The 13,988-nt window shown below is 45.7% G+C and carries 8 protein-coding genes and 2 tRNA genes; 6 read left to right on the top strand and 4 right to left on the bottom strand.

Annotated features, from left to right (window positions below; genetic code table 11):
- Positions 1-89: 89 nt before the first annotated feature.
- Positions 90-473 carry an SET domain-containing protein gene (locus tag A3860_RS20415; RefSeq protein ID WP_081149134.1) on the bottom strand — a complete coding sequence of 128 codons (384 nt, stop codon included), beginning with the start codon at positions 471-473 and terminating at the stop codon, positions 90-92.
- Positions 474-603: 130 nt separating this feature from the next.
- On the opposite strand from A3860_RS20415, the gene mgtE reads away from it, so the two are divergent.
- The 4 genes from mgtE (at position 604) to A3860_RS20395 (ending at position 8,802) form a co-directional block, all read left to right on the top strand.
- A complete protein-coding gene (mgtE, locus tag A3860_RS20410; protein WP_216823477.1) occupies positions 604-1,986 on the top strand; it encodes a magnesium transporter in 1,383 nt (460 codons plus the stop codon).
- Positions 1,987-2,010: 24 nt separating this feature from the next.
- Positions 2,011-4,404, top strand: coding sequence for a S9 family peptidase (locus tag A3860_RS20405; RefSeq protein WP_081149133.1), 2,394 nt, complete (start codon positions 2,011-2,013; stop codon positions 4,402-4,404).
- 282 nt (positions 4,405-4,686) lie between these two features.
- Entirely contained in the window at positions 4,687-6,528 is a 1,842-nt protein-coding gene (gene glmS, locus A3860_RS20400; RefSeq protein ID WP_081149131.1) for a glutamine--fructose-6-phosphate transaminase (isomerizing), read from the top strand.
- Positions 6,529-6,561: 33 nt separating this feature from the next.
- Positions 6,562-8,802, top strand: a complete 2,241-nt coding sequence (locus A3860_RS20395) for a DUF4954 family protein (protein WP_081149129.1) — start codon at positions 6,562-6,564, stop codon at positions 8,800-8,802.
- A 105-nt stretch (positions 8,803-8,907) separates the two neighbouring features.
- Here the strand turns inward: A3860_RS20395 and A3860_RS20390 are convergent, their stop codons facing one another.
- The 3 genes from A3860_RS20390 to era all read right to left on the bottom strand — a co-directional run bounded on the left by A3860_RS20390 (position 8,908) and on the right by era (position 13,211).
- Complete coding sequence (locus A3860_RS20390) at positions 8,908-10,770, bottom strand: hypothetical protein (protein ID WP_081149128.1); 1,863 nt, start codon at positions 10,768-10,770, stop codon at positions 8,908-8,910.
- Between the two features lie 236 nt (positions 10,771-11,006).
- Positions 11,007-12,323 (bottom strand): ribosome biogenesis GTPase Der, encoded by a 1,317-nt coding sequence (gene der, locus A3860_RS20385; RefSeq protein ID WP_081149126.1) that lies wholly within the window; start codon positions 12,321-12,323, stop codon positions 11,007-11,009.
- Between the two features lie 18 nt (positions 12,324-12,341).
- The gene (gene era / locus A3860_RS20380) at positions 12,342-13,211 is read right to left on the bottom strand and encodes a GTPase Era (protein ID WP_081149125.1); all 870 of its coding nucleotides are present in this window, start codon (positions 13,209-13,211) and stop codon (positions 12,342-12,344) included.
- A gap of 221 nt (positions 13,212-13,432) precedes the next feature.
- Between era and A3860_RS20375 the strand changes: the two genes are divergently transcribed.
- Positions 13,433-13,504, top strand: a tRNA-Met gene (locus A3860_RS20375).
- A 138-nt stretch (positions 13,505-13,642) separates the two neighbouring features.
- A tRNA-Met gene (locus A3860_RS20370) sits at positions 13,643-13,714 on the top strand.
- The last annotated feature ends 274 nt before the right edge of the window (positions 13,715-13,988 follow it).

The raw sequence follows: 13,988 nt of genomic DNA, 5'->3' as shown, positions 1-13,988 counted from the left end.
CCAGGTAAAAAAAATTCGGAGACCCCGATGGCAGGAAGAGCTCTCGACATTCAAGGCCCGGTAACTGGTAACCGGAAACCAGCAACCAGCTAAACCGCCTCGAACCACAGCTTCTTTTCATCATTCCATTCTCCATTGTAGTTGATGAATAACTCCTCTCCCTTTTTTATGTTCCGCACCGTTTTAATGGTGATGAGGTGGTTATCATAATCCATTTCATATTCGCAGTTCGATCTGTAGGAATGGTTATACACCGGTACATAGCCCAGCGCCATACAACACTGATTGTGCTGGTCGCCCCACTCAAAAATATAATCGTGTAGTAAAGTCTGGTCAATAAGTTTACGGTCGTCCTGGCCCATTACAATGACCGGGGCAATTTCAATAACGGTACCCGCTTTCAGCTTTTCGGAAGTAAATACACCGCGCCCCATTTTATCGGTAGGGGCAATGTACAGACAAGGTAAAATCATGTTAGGTGAATTAGGCTAAAACGAGTTGCAATATAGTGGGAACGGGCTTAACAACCGGCAATAAGTGACCGGCATGTTATTAAAAGCCCCGGATTTTCTTTGTGTATTGCCTATTGCCTAATTTTGGCCCATGAGCATGGAAATTGAAAACGCAAAAGAACAATTCCTGGACCTGATAGGCCGCGAAGATGTGTTGCAGATGCGGGAGTTTTTGAACGACCAGAACATCAGCGATGTAGCTGAACTGATCAACGAATTCCCTGAATTCTCAAGCCAGATCATTGGCAATATGAGTATTCACCGGGCATCCAGTGTATTCAAGATCCTTGACCTGCAGGACCAGAAAGCCATTATACAGGAATTACCCCCCTTTAAAACGGCCGAACTGCTGAACGAGCTGCCCGCCGATGACCGCACCGCCTTTCTGGAAGAACTGCCCAGCGAGGTGGTTAAAGAGCTCATCAAACTGCTCGATCCCGATGAGCGCCGGGTAACCCTGGCGCTGCTCGGTTACCCCGAAAGCAGCGTTGGCCGGCTCATGACGCCAGATTATATTGCAGTGGGTGTTGACTGGACGGTTCAGGAAGTGCTTGACCACATCAGGGAAGTGGGGAAAGACAGTGAGACCATTGATGTGATCTATGTGGTGAACGACCGGGGTGAATTTGTTGATGACATCCGCATTCGCGAGATCATTCTGGCCAATCCCCAAAAAATGGTGGAAGAAATTATCGATAACCGTTATATAACCCTGAATGTAAATGACGACCAGGAGGTAGCCAACCAAACATTTAAAATGAACAACCGCGTGGCCCTGCCGGTGATAGATGATAAAAACATTCTGTTAGGTATTGTGACCATCGACGACGTGTTGTGGGTGGCCAATGAAGAGTTCAGCGAAGACATTCAAAAGATCGGGGGTACCGAAGCGTTGGACGAACCCTACCTCGAAATGCCCATTATAAAACTGTTTAAGAAGCGGGTGGTTTGGCTCATCGTGCTGTTCCTGGGCGAAATGCTGACGGCCACGGCCATGGGTTATTTTGAAGATGAAATTGCCAAAGCGGTGGTGCTGGCGTTGTTTGTTCCGCTGATCATTTCCAGCGGTGGTAACAGCGGCTCACAGGCATCTACCCTTATTATTCAGGCCATGGCCGTGGGTGAAATTACCATTTCAGAATGGTGGCGGGTATTGCGCCGGGAAATAGTGTCGGGTTTGCTGCTGGGGGCTGTATTGGGGATAATCGGTTTTATTCGCGTGGCTTTATGGAACAGTGTTTTTCATACCTACGGTAATCATACCGTGCTTATTGGCTGTACCGTTGGTTTTTCGTTAATAGGCGTGGTGCTGTGGGGCACCGTGTCTGGTTCCATGCTGCCCATCATCTTAAAAAAACTGGGCGCCGACCCGGCCACTTCCTCGGCCCCCTTTGTAGCTACCCTGGTCGATGTTACCGGTTTGGTGATCTACTTCTCGGTAGCATACGTTTTTTTGAGTGGTATCCTGCTGTAAAATATTTTCTCCTAATTTCCATCTATGAAAAAACTACTGCTACTACTGCTTTTGCAGCCTGTCCTTATTGCGCATAGTCAGCTTAGTCCCTTAACCGTTGAAAAAATAATGCGCGATCCCAAATGGATGGGCACCTCCCCCGCCAATCCGCAATGGACAGCCGATGGAAAATACCTGCTGTTTAACTGGAATCCCGAAAAAGCCAACTCCGATTCATTATACTATATCACACCTGCCGCCACGGTTCCGCAAAAATCAAGCTGGGCATTTCGCCAGGCAGCGATCACTGAAAGCCAGATAAAATATAATACGGCCCGCGATCAATATGTATATGCCTGGGAAGGCGATCTGTACCTCGTGTCTGTGAAAACAGGTATGCGTCGCCGGATAACACAAACAGTAGCTACCGAAAGCAATCCGCAGTTCTCGTTCAATGATCAAAAAGTAGTATACCAGCGCGAACAAAATGCCTGGGCCTGGGAAATACAAACCGGATCAACTACCCAGCTCACGAATTTTCAATCAGCCGCTGCACCAGCATCGGCACAACGCAGTCAGAAAAGCAGTGGCAATCAGCAGGAAAAATGGTTGCAGCAGGAGGCGTTGGAAAATTCTGTTGTATTACAACGGCGCAAGCAAAAAAAGGAACAGGCCGATTCCATGGTGAAGCAATTCATCAAAGAAAAAATAGTACGCGCCATACCGCTCGATGGCAAAACCCTGTCAATGCTTACCATCAGCAGCAATGGCCGTTTTATTGCTTACCGGTTAAATACAACCGCTACGGGCAAAACTACCATTGTGCCCAGCTATGTTACAGAAAGCGGATTTACCGAAGATCTTTCGGCCCGTGCTAAAGTAGGCGTTGCGCAAAACAGTCAGGAACTGTTTGTTTTTGATACCGGAAAAGACACGGTGTTCACCATAAAAACCGATTCTATTGCCGGTATGCGCGACCTGCCGGATTATGTAAAAGATTATCCCGCTGTTTATAAAGAAATGAGCAGGAACCCGCCGCTGCGCGCCGTGAATTTCGCGAGCACAACCTGGGCGCCTGCGGGTAATTATGCCGTGGTAGAATTGCGGTCACAGGATAGCAAAGATCGCTGGCTGCTGTTGCTCGAAGGCGAAACCGGCCGTTTATCGTTGCTGAACAGGCAAAGAGATGAGGCCTGGATCGGTGGGCCCAGTACCAATGGTTTTCCTGCTAACAATTCCGGCTGGGTAAATGATCAAACTTTCTGGTTCCAATCCGAATCAACCGGCTATTCTCATTTATATACCATCAATGTTCTAACAAAAGAAATAAAGGCGCTCACCAGTGGTAATTATGAGGTACTGGACGCGCAGCTGTCGAACGACAAAAAATATTTTTATCTCACCACCAATGAAGTGCATCCGGGAGAACAGCATTTCTACCGGCTTCCGGTAACTGGCGGAAAAGCGGAACGCATCACCACCTTTACCGGTTCTAACCAAATAAGCCTTTCGCCCGATGAAAAATGGATAGCAGTGCTGCATTCATACAGCAACAAACCCTGGGAGCTGTATTTGCAGCCCAATACGCCTGCCAATAATAACAGATCAAAGCCTGTACAAATTACCACGCTGGGGCAAAGCGAGGAATTCAGAACATATCCCTGGCGCGATCCTGAGGTGATCACCTTTACTGCCCGCGACAGCGCTAAAGTGTATGCCCGCCTGTACCGGCCGGCACAACCACACGCCAGTAAACCGGCAGTGATCTTTATACACGGCGCCGGCTATTTGCAAAACGCCCACAAATGGTGGAGTATGTATTTCAGGGAATACATGTTCAATAACCTGTTGGCCGATAATGGCTACACCGTGCTCGACATCGATTACCGGGGTAGCGCCGGCTATGGACGCAACTGGCGCACTGGCATTTACCGCTATATGGGCGGAAAAGACCTGGATGATATTGAAGATGGCGCCCGCTACCTGGTGCAGCAATGCGGTGTTGATTCCCGGCATATTGGCTTGTACGGGGGATCATATGGTGGTTTTTTAACATTAATGGCATTATTCACAAAACCTACTATCTTTGTGGCCGGAGCCGCTTTACGCCCTGTTACAGACTGGGCTCATTACAACCACGGCTATACCTCCAATATTTTAAATGAACCTTTTAGCGATAGTATTGCGTTTCGTCGCAGTTCGCCCATAAACTTTGCAGCAGGCTTACAGGACCATTTACTGATTTGCCATGGCATGATCGATGTAAATGTTCATTTCCAGGACGTTGTACGTCTAACACAGCGTCTTATTGAATTAGGCAAAGACAACTGGGAACTCTCCGTGTATCCGATGGAAGATCATGGCTTTATTGAGCCTGAAAGCTGGACCGACGAATACAAAAGGATCTTCCGGTTGTTTGAAACCTGGCTAAAAAAATAATCCATTTTTCCTTTACTGTTTATCTGATTTCCTGGTAATACCGAGCGTGCAGAACGGCGGGAGGATGAGGCATTTTGTATGGATCAGCAAGCGTTCAGCCCATACCACTTAAATGGTATGTTAACCTTGCATGTTTTTGCATACTGAATGGCCTTTTTTTTGATAATATTGCGCAACCGATTGCGAGGATCCGCAATACAGAACATTTAACTCAACACAACACAATAACAACAGTAACACTGTTAACTCAACACTTAATTTGTAAAACTCAAACCTGTAATTATGTGCGGAATTGTAGCATATATAGGACACAAGCAAGCTTACCCTATTATCTTAAAAGGATTAAAACGACTCGAATACCGTGGATACGACAGTTCCGGTGTTGCCCTGCTGAACGGCGGATTGAATGTATATAAGAAGAAAGGGAAAGTAGCCGATCTCGAAGAAACACTGGTAGGTAAAGATCTGCATGCCAACATTGGTATCGGCCACACCCGTTGGGCCACCCATGGCGAACCCTGCGACCGCAATGCGCACCCACACGTATCAGAAAATGGCAAACTGGCCATGATCCACAACGGGATCATTGAGAACTACAACCAGTTAAAAAGCGAGTTACAGAAAAAAGGCTACAATTTCATCAGCGATACCGATACAGAAGTGCTGTTGAAATTTATTGAAGATATTCAGCTGAACAACAAATGCAGCCTCGAAGAAGCAGTTCGTATTGCCCTGAAACGGGTTGTGGGCGCTTATGTAATTATCCTCATCGACCAGGATAATCCCGATACCCTTATTGCCGCCCGCAAAGGCAGTCCGCTCGTAATTGGTATTGGCAAGAACCGCGACGAGCATTTCCTCGCATCCGACGCTTCACCCATTATCGAATACACAAAAACTGTTGTGTACGTAAACGATTATGAACTGGCCATTATAAAACCCGATGAGCTCATCTTAAAAAATCTGGGTAACGAAAAGATAACACCATATGTTCAACAACTCGATCTTGAACTGGCCGCAATTGAAAAAGGTGGTTATGATCACTTCATGCTGAAAGAGATCTTTGAACAACCCAGCACCGTGTTCGATTGCTTACGCGGTCGCGTAGATGCAGAAAAGGGCACCATAACTATGGCCGGTGTTGAGAATAATATAGAGCAGCTTAAGAATGCCCAGCGCATCATTATCATTGCCTGCGGAACCAGCTGGCATGCCGGTTTGCTGGCTGAATATATTATTGAAGAATTGTGCCGCGTTCCCGTTGAGGTGGAATATGCATCAGAGTTCAGGTACCGCAACCCGGTGGTGCAAAAAGGCGACGTGATCATTGCCGTATCGCAAAGCGGTGAAACGGCCGATACCCTGGTGGCCATTGAAAAGGCCAAAGAACAGGGCGCCCTTATCTTCGGTATTGTGAACGTAGTGGGCTCCTCCATTGCCCGCGTTTCACAAGCCGGCGCCTATACCCATGCCGGTCCTGAAATTGGCGTGGCCAGTACAAAAGCATTTACCGCGCAATTGGCTGTACTCACCATTATTGCCCTGAAACTCGGTTATGAAAAAGGCACCCTCGATAATAAACGCTTCCTGCATTTATTAAACGAGTTAGAGGCTATTCCTGAAAAAATACCTGCAACCTTACAACAGGCCGAACATGTAAAACAACTGGCTTATAAATATAAAGATGCCCGTGATTTCCTGTATTTAGGCCGTGGGTACAACTTCCCTATTGCCCTGGAAGGCGCGTTAAAGCTGAAGGAAATTTCTTACATTCATGCAGAAGGCTATCCGGCAGCAGAAATGAAACATGGCCCTATCGCCCTGGTTGATGAAAACCTGCCTGTAGTGTTCATAGCTACCAAAGACTCATACCATGAGAAGATCATCAGCAACATCCAGGAAATAAAAGCCCGGAAAGGAAAAGTAATTGCGGTGATCACAGAAGGCGATGATGTTATTACCAAAATGGCCGATGATGTAATTGTAGTGCCGGCTGCCGATGAACTGGTAGCGCCTATGCTCAGCGTTATTCCTATGCAGCTGCTGGCCTATTACATTGGCGTTGCAAAAGGACTGGATGTAGACAAACCAAGAAACCTGGCTAAATCTGTAACCGTGGAGTAAGCCGAAAACATTCACCCATTAACATCAACAGCCATGAATGAAATTAATCGTAAACCTCTCAATACGTTAGGGTACGACTTTATTCAGTCTCCTTATTTACCCAAGGGGAAAGATGAGTATTACCTGCGCAATAAACAGGTGAAGAACGGTATTCATTACCGTCACCTTTCAGCCTACGAAATTGAAGTACTGGTACGTAACCGCAACACTTCAGATAACTGGAATAACCTGCTGGTATCTGATGCGTTCAATCCCGAACTGGTGCAAAACTGTAAGTTCTTTGGACTGGTACGAATAGGTAAGCTGGAACCCTATTACCTCGAGTACCATAACCTGCGCCGCCCGGTAGGGTTTTACAACAGTACCGTTATCAGTTGCGATTTTGGCGACAATGTGGTAGTAGATAATGTAAATTACATTTCTCATTATATCATCGGCAATGAAGTGATACTGGTGAACTGCAATGAAATTGCCACCACCGATCACTCCAAATTCGGTAATGGTATCCTGAAAGAAGGGGAACCGGAGAACATTCGCATCTGGATGGAACTATGCAATGAAAATGCGGGCCGCAGTATTCTGGCCTTCGATGGCATATTACCCGGCGATGCTTTTTTATGGACCTATTTCCGCGATGATGATAAGCTGTTGAACCGCTTTAAGGAGTTTACCGAAAAGAAGTTCGATGCACTGCGTGGTTATTACGGCACTATTGGCGACCGCACGGTTATCAAAAATTGCCGCATCCTCAAGGATGTAAAGATCGGGACCGACGCTTATTTAAAAGGCGCCAATAAAATAAAGAACGTAACCATTAATTCATCGGCCGAGGCCAATACCCAGGTAGGTGAAGGCTGTGAGCTGGTGAACGGTATTATCGGTTACGGTTGCCGCCTGTTCTATGGCGTAAAAGCCGTACGTTTTGTGCTGGCATCGTTCTCGCAACTTAAATATGGGGCCCGGTTGATCAACTCGTACCTGGGCGACAACTCCACTATTTCCTGTTGTGAGGTGTTGAATTCACTGATCTTTCCTTCGCACGAGCAACACCATAACAATTCATTTTTATGTGCTGCGCTGGTACAGGGACAAAGCAATATGGCCGCAGGCGCCACCGTGGGCTCTAACCACAACAGCCGCAGCCCGGATGGTGAAATAATTGCCGGCCGTGGTTTTTGGCCGGGCTTGTGTGTAAGCCTGAAACACAATTCAAAATTTGCCTGCTATTCAATAGTGGCAAAAGGCGATTACTCGGCAGAGTTACACATTCCCATTCCATTTTCATTGATCAGCAATGACCTCAGTAATGATCAGTTGGTGGTAATGCCGGGCTATTGGTTCATGTACAACATGTATGCCCTGGCGCGTAATTCCTGGAAATATGTTGACCGGGATAAACGCACCGACAAAACGCAGACCCTGGAATTTAATTTCCTGGCGCCCGATTCAATCAACGATCTGTTACAGTCATTGCCTTTATTGCAAAAATTTGTTGGTAAAGCCTGGCTGAAGCGCGAAGGCAACCACAAAAAAATGAGCGATGATGACATCATTGCCATTGGGCAGGTACTGCTCGATACGCAAGATCCCGTGGTAAATGAGCTGGTAGTGCTGGCCGATAACTTCGAGAACAGCCGCCGCCCGGTACGCCTCATTAAGGTGATGAAAAGTTATCACCTGTTCAAAGAACTGGTGATGTATTACCTGGTGCAGCAGTTACTGGAACATATTCGCAGCAACAATATCAAAACACATGAGCAACTGATCGAAAGCCTGCCTTCAAAAGCGGTTATTGCCTCCTGGATGAATGTGGGCGGTCAATTGATACTTCGCTCTGAGATAGATAAGCTGAACAAACAGATCGTTGCGGGCAAAATAAAGGATTGGGATGCAGTACATGCATTTTATGTGCAGCAGGGTAAAAATTACCCTATGGAGAAACTGGCGCATGCCATGGCTGCCGTAAAAGAAGTGTTTGATATCAATCTGAAGAAATCCAGTGCGGGTATCATAAAAAGCCTGTTGCAGCAAAGTATTGCCACCAAAGAATGGATGGTAAAAGAAATATACGAATCACGCGCCAAGGACTATCGCAATCCTTTCCGCAAAATGGTATATGAAACACCTGAAGCCATGAACAAAGTGGTAGGCAAGCTCGAAGACAACAGCTTTATAAAACAGGAACAAAAAGCGCTGGAAGAATACAAGAAAGAGATACAGCAGTTGGTCACTAAATTAAAGTTAGATAAACCAGCTAAATTAAAAACAGCCTAAAAAGTTTCAAAAGTAATAAGGGTCAGGGAAGTCAAAGGGTCAAATAATAAGTTTCATCATTCTATACTTATTTGCCCTTTTTACTTCCCTGACACATTTTCCTGGTTACTTTATATATACGAACCGCAATACATTCGAAGCTCCTTTTGCAGTAACAGCATACAGGCTGTAAACCCCTGCCGGCAGTGAGGCCATTTGTACCGGTAAATTGTTTACACCGCGTTCAACAATCATATTCGTAACTTTTACTACCACACCGTTACTGGTTACCATACACAAGCTGGCTTTTGTTTTCTCGGAAGCCCGGCAGGTAAGCACCTGAGCATTGGGAAAACTAACCGACAATAACCGTAATGAACCGCCATTATTATTGATAGCATTATTACGGATACCCGGTAACGCATCGCTCAATGTAAGCGGAGCATCGGCCAGTTCGCTGCTGCCCAGCGTAAAATACTTAGGAAGCCCACTCCAGGAAGCCATTGTATTACTCACTATTGATCCTCGTGAACCGGCAGTGCCGGTATAAGCGGTGTTGCCGCCATTCACCCAAACGTTGTTATCAAGTTTAGCAACCCTTGCGGTGGCCAAATTGGTGCCCACCACACTGTTGGGCCCGTTAAACGATAATTCAACAGCTGCGGAAGGCAATGGGCTTGCATCGGCCTGTATTGTCCAGTACCCTGTTTGCGAAATTTGTTTGATGCCGGAACCATAGGTATTGCTAAGCTGTTGTGGATTGCTGCTAAAAAACTCCACCTTAAAATTGCCGCTGACATTTTTCAATGCCAGCCAGCGCATAGTACCTCCTTTTCCAACCGGGAATAAAAAATGCGCAGCGGCGGAAAGCCCTTCTTTACGAAGCGGACCATCAATAAAGCTGTTACTTAACAAGCTGTCAACCTCAATACTGCAGCCCGCAAGCAATTGCAGGATATTAGCCACAGAAGTAGTTATATTCCCCTTCGCCAGTTTTAATTTATAGGGTAATGCCCAGGGCGAAGTGAGGGTAGCACCGGCTGTATTATTCATTTTTATGGTAACGCTATCTTTTAGTGTGCCTTTACAATCGATGTGCTGGTTATTAACACCGCCAAATACTATTTCAGGAAAAGACTTCCCTGTTTCACAAATTAAACCAGTGACAGATTGTACCAGATGCCGGTTGATAACAGTTACCAGTGTACGGGCAGCCGTACCCAGGTTTATGGTTCCACCCTGCTGAATCAGATCGCGGCCTATAAAAAGCGTATCAGTAAAATTGAGGCTAAGCGATACGCCGGTGCCAACATACAGATCACTTCTTATTGTAACAGGATTTGTGCCTGAAGCTGTATAAGTAACCGCTCCATTCATGGCATTGGATGAAAATATCAGTTTACCATAACTTCGGTCGCTCAATGAAACGGTGCTGGAGGCGGTGGGTAAATCAAACTCAAAGATTCCCTCTTCAGTACCGGGCGCTTTTGACAGAACCGTTACAATAGCGGCATGACTGCCGGATGTGTTTTGGATATACCGGCCCCCATTATTGATTTTAAGGGAATCAGCTATTTCAACGGGCAACCCGCTGTCGGTACCGGATGCATTTTTAAAAATACCCCCATTCCCGATCACCATTCCATATACTGCACCGGAAATTATAAAAGCAGGAATGGCCGTGTTGGTAGCAGGCAGTATTAATTCAATGGTATTGCCCGGTCCCGGGGCAATGGCTATTGAGCGGATATGCACGCTGCTATTGCCGCCTGGTAAAGTAACGGTATAACCGCCGGTTATAAACGCATTATCCAAAATGATATCATCTGTAATAGCAGGGAGTTTATCGCCAACCCAGTTCCGGGCTGTCATCCATTGGCCATCTCCGGCTTCCCCATCCCATTTAAGTTGAGCAATAGAGGGAACACTTACAAGAAGGGCAAAACAAAGCAGAGGCTGCTCGATCCGCAACAATTTTCTATTCCACATAACAGTAAAGTTTTTATACCACTTTACAGAGCCGTTATATCGAAGGTAAAAAAATAATCATATCAACCAAATAAAAAATAAATATTTTTTCGAATACCTGTTAGTGTAATATACTATAGTATATATATGCTACAGGCATGAGTACAATATTGTACCGTACCGGTATCAGAAAAAAAAGCAGGAAGATGTTTCCTTCCTGCTTTCATCTGCCTCACGGCTATTTGGAATGCAATAGATTATTTCTTTCTAAAGAAGAGACGCACGGGCACGCCGGTGAATTTAAAATGCTGGCGCAGCTGGTTCTCAAGATAATTTTTATAAGGCTGTTTTACATCGTCGGGGAAATTGCAGAAGAAAGCAAACGATGGCACATGCGTAGGCAGCTGTGTTACATATTTAATTTTAATAGGATTACCCCGCACCACCGGCGGCTGATACGCACCAATTGCTTTCAACATTACCTCATTCAGTTCGGAAGTAGGCACCTTACGCGATTTATTATCATATACTTCCAGGGCTATTTCAATGGCTTTATGAATGCGCAGCTTTTCGAGGGCCGAAATAAAAATGATAGGCACATCGGAGAACGGCGCTATGCGCTTTTTCAATTCGTTCTCATAATCGCGGGCGGTGTTGGTCGCTTTCTCCATTTTGTCCCATTTGTTCACCAACAACAATATGCCTTTTCCTTTTTTCACTGCCAGGCTGAAAATGTTCAGGTCCTGTTGGGTGATCCCTTTTTCAGCATCGAGCAACAGCAAACAAACATCAGCTTCATCCATGGCTTTAATGGCCCTGATCACCGAATAGAATTCCAGGTCTTCGTGCACTTTTGTTTTGCGACGGATACCTGCAGTATCGATCAAAACAAATTCTTTCTGGAATAAATTATAATGGGTATGAATGGTATCGCGGGTTGTACCGGCAATATCGCTGACAATAGTGCGCTCCTGCCCTATGAGGGCGTTCAGCAAAGACGATTTCCCTGTATTGGGCTGACCAATGATCGCAAACTTGGGTAAAGCGGCTTCTGCCTCTACAGCAGCCGCCTGGTCTTCGGTGATGAGGGCGGCCAATGCATCGAGCAATTCACCAGAACCACTGCCACTCATTGACGAAATGAAAAAGATATTATCAAAGCCCAGTCCGTAAAATTCGGTGGCTTCGAGCAGGCGTTCATGATTATCTACTTTGTTCACCACCAGGAAAACGGGTTTGGCGGTACGGCGCAATACATCGGCCATAGATTCATCGAGGTCGGTAATACCGGTTGCGGCGTCAACCATAAATAACATGGCATTGGCTTCTTCCACGGCGATCATCACCTGTTTACCGATCTCTTTTTCAAAAACGTCTTCGCTTGCCGGTACAAAACCGCCCGTATCTATGATGTTGAACGATTTACCATTCCAGTCGGCCACACCATACTGGCGGTCGCGGGTTACACCGCTCACGTCATCCACGATTGCTTTACGCTGCTCAAGCAGGCGATTAAAAAATGTACTTTTCCCTACATTGGGCCTTCCAACAATTGCTACTGTAAAACCTGACATAATGTTGCTCAAAAATTATTAGTGATAGCCGTATTCTTTTAACATGTAATCATTATCGCGCCACTTGGGTCGCACTTTCACAAACAGTTCCAGAAATATCTTTTGTCCCAGGAACTGTTCAATATCTTTTCTGGCTTCTGTACCCAACTGCCTGATCATTTTTCCGCCAACGCCCAGCAAAATACCTTTCTGCGATTCCCGGTTTACGATTATATCAGCAGCAATTTTCACTAAGGATGATTTTTCCTTGAACTCGTTCACAATAACCGTTGTGTGATAGGGTATTTCTTCCTGGTATAAATAAAATATCTTCTCCCTGATCATTTCCGCGCAAAAAAAACGGGTAGGCAGATCGGTGAGCTCATCCCCTTCAAAAAATGGCGGATTTTCGGGGAGGAATTGCAGGATGGCATCGATTAGTTCTTTCAGACCTGTTTTTTTCAGGGCCGAGATGCCAGCCAGTGCTTTGCAATAAGGTTTGGCGGCAAAGAAATCAAATACTTCCTTTTTTTTGGCCGCCGATGCTTCATCGAGCTTATTGATAACGATGATCGCGGGCACCTTCAGGCGCAGCGCTTCAAAGATACCGTTTACTTCATCGAGGGTTTCATTGATATCAACCATCAGCAGGGCGACATCTGTATCTTCAAGTGCCTGTTTTACCGCCTGCATCATTTTTTCCTGTAATTTATATTTAGGATCAATAATGCCGGGCGTATCAGAAAAGATGATCTGGTACTCAGGCTCTGTTAAAATGCCCTTGATACGGTGACGGGTGGTTTGCACCTTGGGAGATACAATAGCCAGCTTTTCACCCATAAGAGCGTTCAGCAAGGTGCTTTTGCCCGCATTGGGGCGCCCAAAAATGCTTACGAAACCCGCTTTCATTGACATTAAAATTCCTGCAAAGGTAGATTATTAAAATTTGTTTGGTGGCAATCATTTATATCTTTATCTTTGCAACCCAATTAACGAAGAAGGTTGTTTAGAAGCGGAAAAAAATTGGAAAAATCGACGCACCGGGACTGATTTTGAGGGCAAAGAAAAGTTAAAATACTTGTGCAGGTACCGGACAAAGTTCTTAAAAAGGTAAATTCAACTTATTATATCGCGAAGTAGAGCAGCGGTAGCTCGTCGGGCTCATAACCCGAAGGTCGGTGGTTCGATCCCACCCTTCGCAACGAAGAAGAGGCTCTGTAACAGGAGCCTTTTTTTATTTCACAAATTAGCGTCAAATTCGCCCGGTGATCATGGGCTTATTTCCAAGGGCGCATGGCGGTTCGATCAGGTTCTTAAAATTAAATGCAAACTTATTATATCGCGAAGTAGAGCAGCGGTAGCTCGTCGGGCTCATAACCCGAAGGTCGGTGGTTCGAACCCACCCTTCGCAACAAAGGAAAGGCTTCTGTAATGGGAGCCTTTTTTATTTCTACAATTTTATGCGATAATGTGACGCGGTTACCCATATCTGCCGGCTGGTGAACGGTAATTCAATCCCACACTTTACAATCTGGAAAGGCATTTGTATCGAAAGCCATTTTTTATGTTTAAAATGGAACCCAGGTTGATCATTTTACACTACGAACAGGTATCAGGGGTCATTTTTTGGAAAGCTGTACCCAAAGTTGCTAATTAAGCCGCATCACAAGCGTTGCGTCTTTAATC

The organism is Niastella vici (genome assembly GCF_002077945.1).
Taxonomy (GTDB): domain Bacteria; phylum Bacteroidota; class Bacteroidia; order Chitinophagales; family Chitinophagaceae; genus Niastella; species Niastella vici.
This window is presented reverse-complemented; position numbering and strand designations above follow the sequence as displayed.